General features: G+C 72.1%; 14 protein-coding genes and 2 tRNA genes. 8 read left to right on the forward strand and 8 right to left on the reverse strand.

Translation table 11 applies throughout. The features are described 5' to 3' along the window. A tRNA-Ile gene (locus G9H71_RS02120) sits at positions 1 to 74 on the reverse strand. Between the two features lie 593 nt (positions 75 to 667). Here G9H71_RS02120 and G9H71_RS02125 point away from each other — a divergent pair. Beyond that, a complete protein-coding gene (locus G9H71_RS02125; protein WP_166277074.1) occupies positions 668 to 994 on the forward strand; it encodes a hypothetical protein in 327 nt (108 codons plus the stop codon). A gap of 60 nt (positions 995 to 1,054) precedes the next feature. Here G9H71_RS02125 and G9H71_RS02130 read toward each other — a convergent pair whose 3' ends face one another. Together G9H71_RS02130 and G9H71_RS02135 are read right to left on the reverse strand one after the other, a co-directional pair. Further along, positions 1,055 to 1,543, reverse strand: coding sequence for a hypothetical protein (locus G9H71_RS02130; protein ID WP_166277077.1), 489 nt, complete (start codon positions 1,541 to 1,543; stop codon positions 1,055 to 1,057). After that, positions 1,540 to 1,887, reverse strand: coding sequence for an STAS domain-containing protein (locus tag G9H71_RS02135; protein WP_331272686.1), 348 nt, complete (start codon positions 1,885 to 1,887; stop codon positions 1,540 to 1,542). The genes G9H71_RS02130 and G9H71_RS02135 overlap by 4 nt, the downstream gene beginning before the upstream one ends. A 198-nt stretch (positions 1,888 to 2,085) precedes the next feature. Between G9H71_RS02135 and G9H71_RS02140 the strand changes: the two genes are divergently transcribed. Genes G9H71_RS02140 through G9H71_RS24895 form a run of 3 tightly spaced genes read left to right on the forward strand, consistent with a single transcriptional unit; the run spans position 2,086 to position 4,804 of the window. Beyond that, complete coding sequence (locus tag G9H71_RS02140) at positions 2,086 to 2,799, forward strand: response regulator (protein WP_166277080.1); 714 nt, start codon at positions 2,086 to 2,088, stop codon at positions 2,797 to 2,799. Then, a complete protein-coding gene (locus G9H71_RS23310) occupies positions 2,796 to 4,202 on the forward strand; it encodes a sensor histidine kinase (RefSeq protein ID WP_166277083.1) in 1,407 nt (468 codons plus the stop codon). Before G9H71_RS02140 ends, G9H71_RS23310 begins: the two co-directional genes overlap by 4 nt. Further along, complete coding sequence (locus tag G9H71_RS24895) at positions 4,199 to 4,804, forward strand: GerMN domain-containing protein (RefSeq protein ID WP_166277086.1); 606 nt, start codon at positions 4,199 to 4,201, stop codon at positions 4,802 to 4,804. Before G9H71_RS23310 ends, G9H71_RS24895 begins: the two co-directional genes overlap by 4 nt. 8 nt (positions 4,805 to 4,812) lie before the next feature. Here the strand turns inward: G9H71_RS24895 and G9H71_RS02155 are convergent, their stop codons facing one another. Next, positions 4,813 to 6,108 (reverse strand): DUF1501 domain-containing protein, encoded by a 1,296-nt coding sequence (locus G9H71_RS02155; RefSeq protein ID WP_166277089.1) that lies wholly within the window; start codon positions 6,106 to 6,108, stop codon positions 4,813 to 4,815. A gap of 5 nt (positions 6,109 to 6,113) precedes the next feature. Further along, a complete protein-coding gene (locus tag G9H71_RS02160; RefSeq protein WP_166277092.1) occupies positions 6,114 to 7,634 on the reverse strand; it encodes a DUF1800 domain-containing protein in 1,521 nt (506 codons plus the stop codon). Positions 7,635 to 7,984: 350 nt separating this feature from the next. Here G9H71_RS02160 and G9H71_RS02165 point away from each other — a divergent pair, with 350 nt between their 5' ends. Then, positions 7,985 to 8,161 (forward strand): hypothetical protein, encoded by a 177-nt coding sequence (locus G9H71_RS02165; RefSeq protein WP_166277096.1) that lies wholly within the window; start codon positions 7,985 to 7,987, stop codon positions 8,159 to 8,161. 45 nt (positions 8,162 to 8,206) lie between these two features. Here the strand turns inward: G9H71_RS02165 and G9H71_RS02170 are convergent. Beyond that, a tRNA-Asn gene (locus G9H71_RS02170) sits at positions 8,207 to 8,279 on the reverse strand. A 277-nt stretch (positions 8,280 to 8,556) separates the two neighbouring features. On the opposite strand from G9H71_RS02170, the gene G9H71_RS23015 reads away from it, so the two are divergent. The 3 genes from G9H71_RS23015 (at position 8,557) to G9H71_RS02185 (ending at position 10,593) form a co-directional block, all read left to right on the forward strand. Further along, complete coding sequence (locus G9H71_RS23015) at positions 8,557 to 8,949, forward strand: mediator of RNA polymerase II transcription subunit 8 family protein (RefSeq protein ID WP_196791519.1); 393 nt, start codon at positions 8,557 to 8,559, stop codon at positions 8,947 to 8,949. Between the two features lie 70 nt (positions 8,950 to 9,019). Next, complete coding sequence (locus G9H71_RS24900; protein ID WP_166277099.1) at positions 9,020 to 9,439, forward strand: DUF5709 domain-containing protein; 420 nt, start codon at positions 9,020 to 9,022, stop codon at positions 9,437 to 9,439. A 29-nt stretch (positions 9,440 to 9,468) separates the two neighbouring features. Beyond that, positions 9,469 to 10,593 carry a DNA topoisomerase IB gene (locus G9H71_RS02185; RefSeq protein ID WP_166277102.1) on the forward strand — a complete coding sequence of 375 codons (1,125 nt, stop codon included), beginning with the start codon at positions 9,469 to 9,471 and terminating at the stop codon, positions 10,591 to 10,593. A 36-nt stretch (positions 10,594 to 10,629) separates the two neighbouring features. Here G9H71_RS02185 and G9H71_RS02190 read toward each other — a convergent pair whose 3' ends face one another. Beyond that, entirely contained in the window at positions 10,630 to 11,121 is a 492-nt protein-coding gene (locus G9H71_RS02190) for a hypothetical protein (protein ID WP_166277105.1), read from the reverse strand. A 273-nt stretch (positions 11,122 to 11,394) separates the two neighbouring features. Beyond that, positions 11,395 to 16,848 (reverse strand): ThuA domain-containing protein, encoded by a 5,454-nt coding sequence (locus tag G9H71_RS02195; RefSeq protein ID WP_166277108.1) that lies wholly within the window; start codon positions 16,846 to 16,848, stop codon positions 11,395 to 11,397. Positions 16,849 to 16,967 lie beyond the last annotated feature (119 nt).

Raw genomic sequence — 16,967 nt, forward strand, 5'->3', positions numbered from 1 at the left:
TGGGGCGGGTGGGGCTCGAACCCACGACCCAGGGATTATGAGTCCCCTGCTCTGACCGGCTGAGCTACCGCCCCCGACGGCCGAGGCCGCAGCCCGACTCTGCCATCCCGGCCCGGCCCGGCGCAGCCCGACCCGCCCAGCACGGCACAGCCCGACCCGCCCAGCACGGCGCAGCCCGACCCGCCCAGCACGGAGTCAGCCAGCGTGCGTGGCTGCTGTCACGGCCACGACTGCGGGCTGACTCCGCTCAGGCCCTCGACCGGCACCCAACGCCCCGCCACAGTGATCGTTTGGCGCCCATGGCTGCTGGGACAGCCGATCCGGCCGAACGTCTCCGCCGACCCCGACCCGCGACTCGACCCGCCCCGACCCGACCCGACCCGACCCGACCCGACCCGACCCGACGGAGCATGCGGCGTCTAGTGCCGCACTCACGACAGCAGGCGCCGCGCGCCTCGAGCGCGACCCCCGGGTGCGGCCCCCGACGACTCCCGCCGGGCGCCTGCGCAACCCCGCGGTGGCACCGGCGGCTCGCCGCCCACTCGACCGACGAAGGTGCCACCTCGCGACAGCAGACGCCGCGTATGGACGCCCGGCCCACGTATCGACCGCGTTACGTCTTCGCCGACCGGCTGCAGCCGAGCCCGCGACCCGCCGACGATGACTCATGGCACACGCTCAGGACCCGTACGCCGAAGCGCCCGTCGTCGCGACGATCGCGGCCCGCCTCGCCGAGGACCGGCGAATGACGATCGACGAGCACGACGAGATCATGGTCAAGATGTTCGCCGAGGCGCAGCGGGCGCTGCCGCCGCTGGCGTTCCACGCTTTCGTCGCCTGCTCCTACGCCACCCGGCGTGGGCTCGCCACGGACGAGGAGCTCGACGCGCTCGGGGACGACCCGTACGTCGTGCTCTTCGAACTGGAGCGGCGCGGGATCCTGCAGGAGCTGGCGCGCACGGTCGACGCCATCCCACGCCAGCGTGAGCCCTGACCCCAGCCCGGAAGCAACGCCCGGAGACAAGCCCGTCGAGCCACACGGTCGCGCAGAAAGCTAGACCGCCAGCCTCCGCGCGACGACGACGGCCGTCCCCGCCCCGTCCGGGGACAGCTCGGCGGACCAGGCGCGCACGACCTCGTCCGGGTCGGCGCAGTCGCCGAGCACGAGCGGCATCCGCGCGACGGACTCGAGCGGGAGCGCCTCGAGGAACGACGCCGAGAACGCCGCGATGACCCCACCCTCCTCGAGCAGGTCCTCGGCTGCGCTCGTGCCGCCGATCATGGGCAGCGGAGCGACCAGACCGTGACGGACGACGAGCGCGGACGGCGCGGCGCTGCAGGCGACGTCGACACGGCCGTCGCTCCACAGCCGGAGCACGACCTTCGAGCCTGCGGGCTGCCCGTCGTGCAAGATCACCTGCACGCGCTCCCCGGACGACGTCGCCACTGCCCGGCCGCGGCCGCCGGACGCGGTGCTGACCTGCCACCCCGCGAGCGACGGGGCGGGTGCGGCGAGCCCGGGGTGCAGCCCGACCGTGGTCACCGGGCCCACCCTCCCTGCCGGTCACGGATGTGGAAGACGCGCCACAGGGCGGTGCGGTAGAGCAGGTCGACCACGCCCGGCTCGCAGCCGACGAGCTCGACGCGGCCACCGCGTACGCGACAGAGCCGGTGCACGCCGAGCAGGCTCGACACGACGTCGGAGGAGAGGCTCGGGACGCCGCTGACGTCGACGACGACGGTGCGCGCACCTGACAGGACGGCGTCGCGCAGCTCCCAGCGCAGCTGGCTCACCCCGTCCGCGGGGTCGAGTTGAGAGAGGATGACGGTCACGGTCTCGTTCGCGGGCTCGGCGGTCGGGCGCTCGGGATGGACGGTCTCGATCACGTCGTACTCCTTGCTGCGTAGCCGCCGGGCGACGTGCTGCGCTCCCCCGGAGAGCGGGCCCGACGTGGTGCTTGCGACGCCCTCAGCCTGCGCGACCTTCCTTGCGGTGGATAGGCCAGAGATATTGCAGTCGTATGACTAGACACGGCCATGGGCCGTAACACGGAGGGACTAGCCGGGGCGTGCGAGCATGGCCCGGTGGGAGAGCGCATTCTCGTCGTGGAGGACGACGACCGCATCAGAGCCATGTTGCGACTCGCGCTCGAGGACGAGGGCTATGAGATCGACGAGGCCCCGAGCGGTGAGGCCGGCGTCGAGACGATGCGGTCGACGCCCGCCGACTACATGATCGTCGACGTCATGCTCGGCGGCATGGACGGCTACGAGTGCATCCGTCAGGTACGCCGGTTCAGCGCCGTGCCGATCGTGGTCGTCAGCGCCCGCTCGGACACCCACGACGTCGTCGCGGGGCTGGAGGCCGGCGCGGACGACTACGTGACCAAGCCGTTCCAGATCAAGGAGATCACCGCCCGGCTGCGCGCGCTGCGCCGGCGGGTCAAGCGCGGCGTGGAGCCCATGGACGAGCCGCCGAGCGACGAGGTCGTCCTCGACAGCGGCCCGGAGGGCGACCTCGTCCTGTCGGCGGCGAGCGGGACCGTGCGCCGCGGCGCGGACGAGATCCACCTCACGCTCACCGAGTTCCGCCTGCTGTGCGAGCTGGCGGCCGAGCGGGGGCGCATCCTGAGCCGGTCCGCGCTGCTGGACAAGGTCTGGGACCACGGCTTCCACGGCGACGAGCGGATCGTGGACGTCCACGTGCGACGGCTGCGCACGAAGATCGAGCCCGACCCGAGCGACCCGCGGGTGATCGTGACGGTGCGCGGGCTCGGGTACCGCCTCGACCGCCGGTGAGGAGGCTCTGGCGCTCGTTCCTTCCGGGCAGCCTGCGCCACCGGGTGGTCCTCGCGTTCACCCTCGGCGGGCTGGCGATCTGCGCCGCCTTCGCCGCGTTGTCCTACTCGGTCACCCGCAGCTACCTGCTCGAGCAGCGCGAGCGCACGGTCCTGCGCCAGGCCTACCTCGACGCCAGCCTGCTGCGCGGCCAGCTCAGCGCGTCCGGCACCAGCCCGGCCGACGCGCTCGCCGCGCTCGCACCGCAACGGACCGGCGCGGTCCTGGTGTCGCGGGGCGGTGAGTGGTTCTCCTCATCCCTCGAGGTCGGCTCCGACGTCGTGCCCACCTCGCTGCAGCGGGCCGCGGGCGAGGGCGCGCCCGCGCTGATGCGCGCCGACGTGCTGGGCACACCGTCCGTCGTCGTCGCGATCCCGGTCCCCTCGGTCGACGCAGTGGTCTACGAGGTGTCCCCGCTCGCGGAGCTGCGGACGACGCTGCGCGCGCTCGCCGTCGTGCTCGGCGCGGGAGCCGCGGTCGCCACGCTGCTCGCCGCGGTGCTCGGGCTGCGGGCCAGCCGGGGCGTGCTGCGCCCGCTGGACCCCATGGCCGGCACGGCCGCGGCGATCGCCAGCGGGGAGCTGTCCCGGCGGCTGCCGCGCACCGACGACCCCGACCTGGCCACCATCGTGGGTAGCTTCAACAGCATGGTCGACGCGCTGCAGCAGCGGATCGAGCGTGACACCCGCTTCGCCGCCGACGTCAGCCACGAGCTGCGCTCGCCACTCACCACGCTGGTCGGCAGCGTGGACGTGCTCGTGTCCTACCGCGACCAGCTCCCGGCCCGCTCGGTGCGTGCCTTGGACCTGGTGACGGCCGAGCTGGACCGGCTCCGGATGCTGCTCGAGGACCTCATCGAGCTCTCCCGCGCCGACCCCGAGGCCGTCCGCAAGGCCGCCCGACCGCTCGACCTGCGCGAGCTCGTCGAGGCCGCGCTCGTGGCCGACGGCGACTCCCCCGCCCTGCTGCGGGCAGCCTCGGGCCCCTTCGTCGTGGAGGGCGACCCGCGCGCGCTGCGCGGGGTCGTCACGAACCTGCTGCACAACGCCGATCGGCACGGCGGCGGGGTGGTGGGCGTGTCGCTCGAGCGCGCAGACGGCTCCGTCCTGCTCGCCGTGGAAGACGCCGGCCCCGGCGTACCGGTGGCCGAGCGGGAGCGGGTGTTCGAGCGCTTCGCCACGCTCGGCGGCGCCCGCGGGTCGGCCTCCAGCACGGGGCTCGGGCTCGCACTCGTGCGCGAGACGGTGGAAGCGCACGGTGGAGCGGTCTGGTGCTCCGCGCGTCCACAGGGCGGCGCGCGGTTCGTCGTCTCGCTGCCCGCCGACGCGGGCGCTGGCACGACCGTCGACGGGGTGACGGCGTGAACCGCCGGACCGCGCTCCGGCTGCTCGTCGCCGGCCTGCTCCCGGCTGGTGCCGCGGGATGCGGCGTCAGCTCCGACAGCGGGCTGGAGCGCATCCCACCGGAGGACGTCCCCTACGGGCTGCTCGACGAGACCCCCGCGGCGGGAGGCAACGATCGGACGGCCAGCGCCGCCCCCGGACGGCCACGGGTCTTCTTCCTCGACGACGAGCTGCTGGTCGGGGTCGCCCTCTCCCCCGCCAGCCGCAACCCGCGCGCGGTGCTCGACCAGGCCGTACGCGCGCTCGACGACGGGCCGGACGAGGCCTCGCAGGCACGCGGGCTGACGACCGCGCTGCCGCCGCCGCTCACGCTCACGGTGCTCGACGTGACCGACGGCGTGGTGACCATCGACCTCGGCGGAGAGGCGAACGGCCTGTCCAACCAGCAGAACACGCTCGCCGTGGGGCAGGTCGTCCTGACGGCCACGTCCGTCGCGGGCGTCGACGCCGTGGTGCTCGCCCGCAAGGGCGAGCCCATCCAGGCCCCGGTGGGCGACGGGGCGCTCACCTGGCGCCCGCTGGTCGCCTCCGACTTCACGATCTTGCGCCGCAAAGCCTCCTGAATCGCGATTCAGGTTCTCGGGATCGCAACTCCTGGTCGGTCCGATGCGGCGAGGCCGGGGAAGACCGAGCCGGTCGGCACTCCGCAGCGCTTCTCGAGGATCTCGGCGAGGATCGAGCGGTAGTCCGTCGTGCCGGCGAGGTCGCCGTCGACGAGGCTCGGCGCGGCCAGCCCCGGCCACCGGCCGTGCACGCGGCCGCCGACCACGCCACCGCCGAGCATGAGGACGCAGTTGCCGTGGCCGTGGTCGCTGCCGCCCGAGCCGTTCTCGCCGACCCGCCGACCGAACTCGCTCAGGGTGATCAGGGTGACCCGGCCCAGCAGCTCCCCGAGGTCCGCGGCGAAGGCTGCCAGCGCGGACCCCAGCTCCTTGAGGTGCCGGGTCATCCAGCCCGAGTCGACGGTCCCCTGCCCGACGTGCATGTCCAAGTCGCCGTAGTCGACGGCGACCGCGCGCAGCCCCACGTCGGCCTTCACCAGCCGGGCGACGTCCTGCAGCGCCGTGGCGAGCGAGTTCCCCGTCGGGTACGTGACGCCCGGGGTCGGCGTGTAGCCCGCGTCCTGCAGCACGGACAGCGCGTCGAGCACGCCGAGCGCGTTCTGCGCCGGCGCCCCGACCAGAGCGGGCGCGCCGTTGTGCAAGGTCTGCAGGGCCGAACGCCACTTCGCACGTTCGGTCGGGTTGGTGGCGGCGTTGATCTTGAAGGCGTTGACCGACTGCATCGTGAGCTCGGGGTTCGCTCCCATGAACGCGGTCCCCGCGAGCGGGCCGCCCACCTTGGTCGCGCCGAACGCGGACGTCCCGGCACTGGCCCCGATGGTCCGGTCGATCCAGCCGCTGCGCAGCGAGGACCCTGGCGCCGCCCGCTCCATCTCGTCCATCGCCTCGAAGTGGCTGCGGGTGGGCGCGGCCTGCCCGACCGCGTGCACCGCGCCGAAGGTGCCCTCCTGCCAGAACGGCAGCAGGTCCGACAGCGACGGGTGCAGGCCGAACATCGAGTCCAGCTGGATCGCCCGCGACGCCGGGATGGCGATCGTGGGGCGAGCCAGCGCGTACGCCGGGTCGCCGACCGGGACGACGGCCTGGAGCCCGTCGAGCCCGCCGCGCAGGCTCACGACGACGAGCACGTCGCCGGTGTAGCCCGGCTCGGCGAACGCCACCCGGGCGCTGGTGAGCTCCCCGAGAGCGGTCCACCCCCCGGTCGCGGCGGTGAGGGCGAGGGCCGCGGCGCCGGTCAGGAAGCCGCGGCGCCCGGTCTGGCAGGAGCAGGGCTCGGCGCTGGTGTCGGCGGAGGTCGGAGTCATCGTCATCACCGCAGGAAGAAGTCGGGGGCGTCGAGGAGCATCGCCACGAGCGTCTGGAGCTTGGAGGTCGCGGCCGCGGAGGTCGCGGTGAGCTTCGTCGCGGGCGTCACGCCGAGGTAGGCGCAGAGCGCGTCGCGTTTGGCGGGGCTGCGCCGCTGCAGCAGCCGGTCGCAGAGGACGTCCACCAGCTCCCCGTGCGTCGCGGGCAACGGGGTGGGCAGCCAGGCGGCCCGGGCCTGGTGGACGAGGGTCTTCGCCTGGCTCGCCGTGGCCAGCGAGTAGTGCAGGTTCCAGCGGGCCACCGTGGCGGACGACGACGACCACGCGGCCGCCACCTGCGGATAGCCGTTCGGGGCCGCCCATCCCTGCGGCGGCTGGCCGACGTTGTTCGCGGCCGAGACGAGGTACTTCACCCCGTCGACACCGGCGGGCTCGGGGCCGATGCCGAGGATGCGGACCGTCGCCACGACGTCCTCGAACGGCATCCTGGCCTTCTGTCCGGGGCTGGAGAAGAACCAGGCGTTCTGGAACAGCGCGGTGAGGACGGGCGCGATCCGCGTGTCGTTCTGCAGATAGACCTGCGCCAGCCACTCGACGAGCTGCGGCGGCGGTGTGTCGGTGATGAAGCGCTCGACGAGCTTGTGGGCGATCCGGCGCGCGGTCGCCGGGTGGTGGGCCAGGTAGTCGAGATAGGCGACGGCGGCAGCCTCCCCGTCGGCTGCAGTCGAGTTCGGGTGTGTGAAGCCCATGATCGTGACTCGGCCGACGTAGTGCCGGGACGGCACGAACGCGTACGTCCAGTCCGTGCTCGTCACCGTGAACCCGGTCAGCAGCAGCGCGGCCTGCTTCACGTCCTGCTCGGTGTAGCCCGCGTCGACCCCGACCGAGTGCAGCTCGAGCGACTCGCGGGCGTAGTTCTCGTTGGGCTTGTTCTTCGTGCTGTTCGCGTTGTCGAGGTAGCGCAGCATCGCCGGGTGCTTGGCCGAGGCGATGAGCATGTCGGCGAAGCGCCCCAGCGCGTGCGCGCGGATGACGTCGCGGTCGTAGAGGTGGCGTACGTCCCACACCTCGCTCGAGGGGTTGGGCACGTTGAGGTGGTTGGCCCAGAAGTCGACCATCACCTCGAACAGCTGCCGCCGGGACCAGACCGCCCGTGCGACCGTGGCCTCCCGCAGCGCGTACATCACCGCCCAGTTGCCGTTCGGGAAGGCCGCGCGCACCTCGGCCGCACTCATCGACAGCATCGGCCAGCGGGTCAGCAGCTCGTCCGTCTGCACGTCGTCGATCGACGCCGGGTCGAGCTGCGCGCTCAACCAGCCCGCCAGGCCCAGCGCCCGCGCCTCGTCGAGCGCGGCCTGGGTGGGGCCGTACGTCGCCCGGCTCAGCAGGTGCAGGTTAATGTCGGCCGGCGCGATCTCGGCCGCGCTCGCCGAGGAGGCACGCGTGGAGAGGGCGGCCGCGGCGCCGGCGGCGAGAGCGCCGCGGAGCAGGGCGCGACGCGCGAGGGGAGAGGACGGGACGGTCATCGCAGGGCCTTCCGCCGGGGATGCGACGGGGAGAACGTCCCGCAGGCCGGGCATCGGCGACAATGGCGATATATGACTATGCGTTCGAGGAGGATGTCTGTTCCTCGTCGGCGCCGAGTGGTGAGCCGGCAGCCCTCGATCTCGACCGGGCCCCCGGCTCAGCAGACGCCACCGTGCCGGCCCGGCGTGCATCCGACGGCCGGTGTGGCCGCCTGGACGGAGGCTGTGCGCAGCGCCGCTTCGGCTCTGTTCAGCAGCAGCCGCGGGGCGTGCCCCTCGTCTGGACGGCACCCGGGGCACGCCCATCTACCCCGGCCCCGGCATGCCGGGCGCTCCGGGAGAATGGCCGCATGGACTGGGTCAACATCGGCATCGGGCTCGTCATCGCCGTGCTCGGCGCGACGCAGGCGGCGGGGATGTGGCAGAGCAAGGTGGAGCCCGCGAAGCGGCCTACCGCGCGGAAGATGGGCGCCGCGGGCGTCGTCGTGGGGCTGGTGTTCGTGGTGCTGGGCCTGACGGCCGGCTGACCGTGCCGCCACGACGGCCGCGACCCCGAAGGGGCGAGCGCGAGGCTCCCGCAATTGGACTCGAACCAATAACCTGCCGGTTAACAGCCGGCTGCTCTGCCAATTGAGCTATGCGGGAAGAGCACCAGCCGGGGCCGGCGCAACGGGGATCAGAGTAGCGCATCCGCCCGGCCTGGCCTCGGGGAGCCCCGCGCCCGGCACGGCGGTCGGTTCTGCGGACGGAGGCCCCGCCCAGGCCGCTGCCCGGCGTCCAGCAGCATGCCGGCTCGCCCTCCCTGCGGCCCGTCGTAGCTCAGGTGTCGCCGCCGCCCCCGCCGGGAAGGGCACAGGGGCACGCACGGGGACGGCAGACGCACAGACCAGCAGATGCACACACCAGCCAGGAGGCGGACGCGATGCGCAAGCTCACGTTTCTCGCCGGCTTCGCCGCCGGCTACGTCGCGGGGGCGCAGGCCGGCCGCGAGCGCTACGAGCAGATCAAGAGCCTCGCCCTGCGGACGGCGAACGACCCGCGGGTGAAGGAGACGGCGGACAAGGTCCAGCACCAGGCCGCCGACCTCGCCGGCACGGCCAAGGAGCAGGCCGCCAGCGTCGCCGGCACCGCGAAGGAGAAGGTCCAGCACAAGATGGAGGAGCGCCGCTCGGACTCCGACGCCTCCGCGTCCACCGGGACGGACTCCTACGGCACCACCGCCGAGGACAGCGTCTACGTGGTCGACATCAACGACCGGGCGGGGGTCGGCACGGGCAGTGGCCCGACGGGGACCAACGACCGCATGGGCCTCTGAGCCCACTCCGCCGCACGACGTGGGCGCCGGCCTCCGCCGCCCGCACGAGAGACGAAAGGACCTGCCACCGGTGACGGTTCCCAACCCCGAGAACCCCGGCCTCGACCCCGCGTTCCCTGACATCGTGGACGACGCCGCTCCCGAGCGCGCGCGTTACGTCGACCCGCAGGAACCGGCGCTGCCCGGGGACAGCTACCTCGGCGCACGCGCCAAGGGGACCACGGTCGAGGAGCAGATCGAGGGCGAGTCCCTCGACGAGAAGATCGCCCGCGAGGTCCCCGACACGCTGGCGGACCCGGCTCTCGACCGCCCCGGCGTCGTGGACGAGCTCAGCGACGACACCGACCCCGAGCAGCCGGCGGGCCGGCTCATCGAGCCGGACGAGGGCGCGCACGGGGACGACGAGGCGGACATGATCGCGACCAGCGCGCTTCTCGGTGAGACCGACGTGTCTCCCGAGGAGCAGGCGATGCACATTCGGCAGGCCTGATCCCGCTCCACAGACGACAGGAGACGAGCGTGCCGAGGCTGCGGCGTGCCGAATGCTCGCGCCCCGGCATCACCCGGCGCCGCTACGGCAAGGGCTGGGTCTACTTCTGGCCGGACGGCCGCAAGGTGACCGAGCCCGATGTGAAGGAGCGCCTCGACGCGCTCGTCCTCCCGCCCGCGTGGAAGGACGTCTGGATCTGCCCGTGGCCCAACGGGCACATCCAGGCGCTCGGCACCGACGACGCGGGCCGCCGGCAGTACCGCTACCACGACCAGTGGCGCATCCAGCGCGACCGCGAGAAGCACGAGCGCGTCCTCGCGTTCGCCGAGCGCCTGCCGGCCGCCCGCGAGCAGGCCCAGGCCCACCTCGTGCAGCGCGGGATGTGCCGCGACCGCGTCCTGGCCTGCGCCTTCCGCCTGCTCGACCTCGGCTTCTTCCGCATCGGCAGCGAGGAGTACGCCGAGGAGAACCAGACCTACGGGCTGGCCACGCTGCGGCGCGGGCACACGACGATCGAGGGGCGGCAGATCACCTTCGAGTACCTCGCCAAGGGCTCCAAGGAGCGCGTCATCTCCATCGTCGACGAGGACGTGCTGGCGGTCGTGAAGGAGCTGCTCGACCGCGACGACCCCAACCCCGAGCTGCTGGCCTACGTCGACGATGACGGCGCGTGGGCCGACGTGAAGTCCGCGGACATCAACGAGTACGTCAAGCAGGTCGCCGGTGACGACGTGTCCGCCAAGGACTTCCGCACCTGGCATGCGACGGTCCTCATGTCCGTCGCGCTCGCCGTGTCGTCGTCCGCCGCCGACAGCGCCACGGCGCGCAAGCGGGCCGTCTCCCGTGGCGTCACCGAGGTCAGCACCTACCTCGGCAACACCCCGGCCGTGTGCCGCAAGTCCTACATCGACCCGCGCGTCATCGACCTGTTCGAGGACGGGGTCACGATCGCCCCGGCTCTCGAGCGGCTCGGCGCGGACGCGAGCTTCGGGGAGCCGGCGACCCACGGCGAGATCGAGGCGGCGGTGCTCAAGCTGCTGGGCTCGCCGGCCGCCGCGGCCGAGCGCCGGCTCGCGAGATCGAGTGCGCGCTCGTCCAAGGGCAAGGGGGCCAAAGCCGCCAAGGGACGCCCGCGGCTGCGTACGGCCGCCTAGCGCTCGGCAGAAGGGTTCGGCCCGCGGAAGCGGGCCTCAGAGCCCGAGCGCCGCGCGCAGCTCGGCCACCGCGTCGTCCACGCGCTCGCGCACGGCCGGGTCCCGCAGGTCGATCCCCGCCTCCGGTCGCACCTGCCACACCAGGTCCTCGCTGTCGGGCATCCGACGGACGGCGACGAGCACGCCTCGCTCCCCCACCAACGTCACGCGCCGCCTGGCCACGATCGAGGACTGCACCCGCTCCCGCACCGCCTCGGGCACCCGCCCCGGGTCCGGCAGCCGCACGGTCCAGCGGGCGCCGTCGACGCCTGTGACCCGCAGCTGCGCCTCGTCCGCGTCCCAGCCGGCGGCCAGCACGAGATGCCACGGCAGCCGCTCCGCGCCGGGCAGGAGGAGCGCGCGGTCCGTCACGGCCACCGTGCCGCCGTTCTCGTCGGCTTCGGCCGTCAGGACGCGCTCCCCAGGCTCGAGGGACGAGGAAGCGACGCCGTCCTCGGTCGGACGACGCCGCTTGTCCAGGAAGCCCACGCCCGCAGCCTACGTGCGCCGGACCGGCGCTCTGCGGGAGCTGACTCCGCCAGTTCGAGGGCGCTCGTCGAGCTGGGCCGTCGAAGCCGCGGGGTCCGGGGGGCTGGGCAGGGAACCGGCGCCGGGGCGGAGCGCCCGGCCCCGGCGCCGGTCGTGGGGCCGGCCTGCACCCGGGTCCCCACGGCTCGGCCCCTTGCGGCGTCCGGCCCGCCGACCGAGGAGGTCGACGGGCCGGAGCGCTCGGGGGAAGCCGCGCTGCTAGCTCAGGAGCTGCTAGCGGGCGGCGGCCTCCGCAGCCTCGGCGGCCTTGAGGCCGTCGAGGAGGTACTGAGCGTCACGCATGAGCAGGTTGCGGATCATCGTGTCCTGCGCGTCGCCCTTGATCTGGTTCTTGGCCTTGGCGATGAACTGGTCGAGGAAGGCGATCGCCTTGGCCTCGGACCCGACCTCGGCCTGCTGCTCCGCCCGGACGAGCCGGTCGGTCAGCTGGGTGTAGGCGCTCGCGCTGAGCTGGCCCGCTGCGCGGTACGAGTCCATGAGCGCCTGGATGTCGGCGAACGACGTGGTGACGGTGAACGTCGTCGTCGACGTCGTGACGTTGCCGGCCACGTCGGTCGCGGTGACGACCAGCGTGTGGGTGCCGAGCGACAGCTGGCGCAGGGTGAGGGCCGTGCCCGAGGTGAAGGGCTGCCCGTCCAGCGTCGCGCTGCTGGAAGCGATCCCGGAGGCCGGGTCCGCCGCCGTGAACGTCACCGTGCGGTTGGCGCCCGAGTCACCGTAGGACGCACCGGCGGCGACGCCGGAGACGGTGACGGCCGGGCCGGTGGCGTCGACCTTGAACGTCGCGGTCTTGTCGGCCTCGACGTTGCCGGCCTTGTCGACCGAGCGGTAGACGAGCGTGTGGTTGCCGTCCGCGGAGACCGCGACCGGAGCCGTGTACGCCGTCCAGTTGGCCGCACCGTCGAGCTTGTACTCGGTGCGGTCGATGCCGCTGCCGCCCTGGTTGTCCGTGCCGGCGAGGGTCACGGTCACCGCGGACTTGTACCAGTCCGCACTGCCGTTCGGCGAAGCCGGGTTCAGCGAAGCGGTGGTCGTCGGAGCGACCGAGTCGGCCGGCGTGGCGCCGAGGACCCGGAAGTAGTCGAACTTCGCCGGGGCGTTGAGCGTGGACGCCGCACCCAGCGTGTAGAGCCCGACCCGGCCGGCGGCCGCGACCGGGGCGTTCGTGACCGTCGCGAATTCGGTCCACGTGGTGCCGTTGGCCGAGTAGGAGCCGGTGAACACGTTGCCGGCCTTCTTCAGCCGCAGGTACCAGACGCCCTGCGTGAGGTTCGACGCCGACGGCTGCGGGTTCTGCACCGCGTCGCCGACCTCGCTGCGGATCTCCAGCCCACGGGCGACGGCGCTGCCCGCGGCGTTGGTGGTCAGGTAGTCCATCTTCACGTAGTTGTCGTCGTCGACGTACGCGATGAGGCCCGCCTGCTGGTACTGCTGGGTGAACGCGCTGGCGTCGACCTTGGTCTCGACGGTCCAGTCACCGGCCGGCTGCGGCTGCAGGACGAAGTTCTTCGGCCCCGTGTCGTTGGTGCCGTAGATGTCACCGGTGGTGGTGTCGAGCTCGAGGTTGCCCCCGGCCACGCGCATGCGGGCCGGGTCGGGACGGACGACGCCCCAGCGGCAGCCGTCGAGCGACGTGCCCTCGAACTCGTCGTTCGGCCCGGTGGCCGTCGCCTTGTCGTCCGGCGTGATGGAGAACCAGTCGAACGAGGCGTCGATCGGGGCCTGCGGCCGGCCGCTGCCCTGCAGCGCGATGAGGCCGATCTTCGGGTTGGTGATCCCGGCGAGCGACTTCGTCTGCGGCATCGCGGTGAACGTCGTGCCGTCGGAACTGTAGGACGCGTTCAGCGTCGTCCCGTTGCTCGTGAAGCGGACGTACACCGTGTCGGGGTACGTCGCCCCGAGGTTGGCGGTGTTGGACTCGCCGACCTCGTTCGGCGTGGCGTTCTCCTCGCGGATGAACTGGAAGACCCGCTGTGCGGCATCGGCGGCACCCGTGCTCCGGCCCTGCAGGACCATCTTCGCGTAGTTGTCGTCGTTGCCGTAGATGATCAGACCGGCCTGGGTGTACGCCTGGCGCGCCGGCAGGGTCAGCTTCGCGGTCGCGGTGAAGGCGCCGCTCGGCAGGTCCTGCAGGACGATGTTCGGCGTGTCCGTGTTGCCGGTGCTGTAGATGTCGGTGTTCGACGTCTTGAGCACCAGGCTGCCGTTCTGGACCCGCAGGTCCTGGTTCTCCCGGACGACCGTCGTCCACCGCGTGCGGTCGAGCGTCGAGCCGAGGAAGTCGTCCGAGCGGCCCGTGAAGCACTGCGTGCTCGGGGCGTTGACCACGACGTTGACGGTCACCGTCGTGGCCGCACCGCGCGAGTCGGTGACGGTGAGACGGGCCGTGTAGTTGCCCGGCGTGGTGTAGGTGTGCGAGGGGTTGGCCGTCGTGGCCGTGCCGCCGTCACCGAAGGTCCACGCGTAGGTGAGCGGCGAGTCGCCGTCCGGGTCCGAGGCGGTCGTCGTGAAGTTGACCGTCAGCGGGGACGTGCCGGTCGCCGGGGCGCCGGCCGCCGTGACGACGGGACGCTGGTTGTCGGTGACGCCGCGGCCGATGAACTCGACCCAGTTGACGTTGTACTGGCCCGAGGTGGCGACGAAGTACAGCGTCGTCGACGCACGGGTGACGTCCTGCGGGAGCGTCAGCTCGTAGTTCGCCCAGCTCTGCCAGCCGCCGGCCGGGACCGTGATGGTGCCGATGGTCGTGCCGGTCGGGCTGCCGACGCGTACGGCCATCGTGCCGCCCGGCTCGGACGCACCACGGACCCGGATCCCGGTGACGTTCTGCAGGCTCACCGGGTTGAAGGCGAACCAGTCGTCCTTCTCGATGAAGCCGATGTTCTGGCCGCCGCCGGTGTCGGACGTCGTCTCGGTCTGGACACCGGCGTCGCCACCGCTGGTCGAGCCCGTGACGCGCCCGGTGGAGGAGAAGTACTCGGCCTCCTTGTGCTTCGGCTGCAGGACGATGACCTGCTGCGCCGTGAGCGGGCCGGCGGCACCGTTGCCCTTGTCGGTGTAGGTGGCGGTCAGGACGCCGAAGATGTTGGCGCCGATGTGCCCCTCGTCGCCGGGGATGGCGACGCTGCCCTCGCAGCCGCGGTACTGGCCGTAGCCGTGGGCGTGCTCGTCATGGCCGAGAGCCGGCTGGACGACCACGTTGTTGCAGTCGATCGTCCCGTCCTCGGGGTCGGTCACCGTGACCTTGTACTTCACGGTGTCGCCGAACTCGAAGACGCCGCCGTTCGGCGGGATCTCGACCGTCACGGTCGGCGCGGTGTTGCCCGCCGTGATCTGCTGCGTGGCGACGGCGGTCTGGCCGTCCTCGTCGGTGACCGTCAGGCGAGCAGTGAAGGTGCCGGCGGTCGTGTAGTTGTAGCTCGCGGTGGCCGTCGTGGCGTCGGTCGTGCCGTCGCCGTTGAAGTCCCACGCGTAGGTGACGGCGGTGCCGTCGGGGTCACGCGAGCCCGCGGCGTCGAAGGCCACGTTCAGCGGGAGCGCGCCCGAGGTCTTGTCCACGGTGATGCGGGCGATCGGCGCCCGGTTCCCGGAGACGTAGTCGATGCGGTAGATGCCGGAGTCGGCGTTGTTGCCGCCGAAGCCGGAGCCCCAGTCGATGACGTAGAGCGCGCCGTCCGGGCCCCACTCGATGGCGTGCGTCCGCTTCCACGTGATCTGCGGAAGGATCCGGTTGATGTCCGTGGGAACGCCGGGAGTGTTGCCCGCGAACTGGAAGGAGTAGAGCCGGCCCTGGTTCCACTCGCCGAAGATGGCCTTGCCGTCCCAGTAGGCCGGCCACTTGCGGTCGGACTTGAGGTTGGCGTCGTAGACGTAGGAGCCGCCGGCCATGGGCGCGCCGCCGCCGCCGATCTCGGGGAAGAGCGGGTTGGTGCCGTAGCCGTACCAGACCGTCGCCGGGATCGCCGGCGGCAGCTTGGTCAGGCCGGTGTTGTTCGGCGAGTCGTTGGTCGGGCCGCCGGCGCAGTCGAACTTCGGGCCGGACGTGCTCGTGGCGAAGTTGTAGTCGTTGTAGGCGACGTTGTCGCTGACGCAGTAGGGCCAGCCGTAGTTGCCCGGCTGCGTCAGCGCGTTCCACTCGACGCGGCCGTCGGGGCCTCGGTTCGGGTTGGCGGCACCGGCGTCGGGGCCGTACTCGGCCACCATCACCGTGTCGCTGCGCGGGTCAAGGTTGATCTTGAAGGGGTTGCGGAAGCCCATCGCGTAGATCTCGGGACGGGTCTTGTCCGTGCCCGGCGCGAAGAGGTTGCCCTGCGGGATGGTGTAGGTGCCGTCCGCCTCCGGGTGGATGCGGAGCACCTTGCCGCGCAGGTCGTTGGTGTTGCCCGAGGAGCGCTGAGCGTCCCAGGAGGAACGGCCGGCGCGCTCGTCGATCGGGTTGAAGCCGTCCGACGCGAACGGGTTCGTGTTGTCGCCGGTCGAGATGTAGAGGTTGCCCTTGGTGTCGAACTTCATGTCGCCACCGACGTGGCAGCACTCCGCCCGCTGGACAGGGACCTCGAGGACGACCTTCTCGCTGGCCAGGTCGAGCGTGTTGCCGTTGAGCGTGAAGCGCGAGACGCGGTCACGGTTGTTGCTGTCGTTCGGCGAGTAGTACAGGTAGAGGTGGCCGCTCGTCGCGAAGTCCGGCGCGAGCTCGATGCCGATGAGGCCGAACTCCTGCACCGTCGTGACGTTGACGCGGCCGACGGTCGTGGTGCCGCCGTTGGCCCCGATGACCTGCACGCGGCCGTCGCGCTCGGTGTAGAACGTCCGCCCGTCGGGCGCGACGTCGAAGTCCATCGGGTTCTGCGTGTTCTCGTCGAGGGCGACCTTGTCGAAGCTGCCGCTCTGCGAGGCCGAGCAGTCGGCGTCGAGGACGCCCGCGGCGGTCTGGATGCCACCGAGGAGGAGCTTGAGGAAGGCCGGCTCGGCGTAGGACTCCTGCGTGTGGCCCTGGCCGGTGTACCAGGCGCGGCCGCCGTCGTAGTCCTGGCACCAGGTGATCGGGTGGTCCGACCCCATGTTGCCGCCGGAGTAGCTGCGCTCGTCGTAGGACTGCAGCACGTGGACGGTGTCGCGCGGGTTCGTCCGGTAGTTGTACAGCTCGTCGAACCGCGTGGCCGACGCCGGCAGGTGCGCGGTGGACGGGTGGACCCGGTCCTCGGTCTTCACCGTGACGTTCTGGTTCTGCGGGTGGGAGTCGAAGTAGGCGCCCACCAGCTTGCCGTACCACGGCCAGCTGTACTCGGTGTCGGAGGCCGAGTGGAGGCCCGCGTAGCCGCCACCGGCCTGGATGTAGCGCTGGAACGCAGCCTGCTGGGCGTCGTCGAGCACGTCACCGGTGGTGGAGTTCCAGATCACCACGTCGTACTGCGCGAGGTTCGCGTCGGTGAACTTGGACGCGTCCTCGGTGGAGTCGACGGTGAAGTCGTTCTCCTGGCCGAGCTTCTGGATCGCGGCCAGGGCGGCCGGGATCGCGTCGTGACGGAAGCCTGCGGTCTTGCTGAACACGAGAGCCTTGAAGGGCTCGGCCTCTGCGGCCTGTGCCGGGGCCAGGACGCCGACTGTCGGCAGTCCGAGGGCCGCGGCCACCGTCAGCGCCATCAGGCGCTTGATCGGTCGTACCACGATGTTCTCCTCAACGCTGGGGAAAAGCTCGATGGCGCTCTTTGAAATGCAGCAACAGCGGACAACGCTGTCAAATCGGTCAGGCCCGGTGCAGCGGGCAGATGGACAGGACGACGGGG

Source organism: Motilibacter deserti, assembly GCF_011250635.1.
GTDB lineage: Bacteria > Actinomycetota > Actinomycetes > Motilibacterales > Motilibacteraceae > Motilibacter_A > Motilibacter_A deserti.

Coding starts and splice junctions, on each gene's coding strand:
- G9H71_RS02125 (WP_166277074.1), top strand. CDS start 668: ATGGCACACGCTCAGGACCCGTACGCCGAAGCGCCCGTCGTCGCGACG.
- G9H71_RS02155 (WP_166277089.1), bottom strand. CDS start 6,108: ATGACTCCGACCTCCGCCGACACCAGCGCCGAGCCCTGCTCCTGCCAG.
- G9H71_RS02160 (WP_166277092.1), bottom strand. CDS start 7,634: ATGACCGTCCCGTCCTCTCCCCTCGCGCGTCGCGCCCTGCTCCGCGGC.
- G9H71_RS02165 (WP_166277096.1), top strand. CDS start 7,985: ATGGACTGGGTCAACATCGGCATCGGGCTCGTCATCGCCGTGCTCGGC.
- G9H71_RS23015 (WP_196791519.1), top strand. CDS start 8,557: ATGCGCAAGCTCACGTTTCTCGCCGGCTTCGCCGCCGGCTACGTCGCG.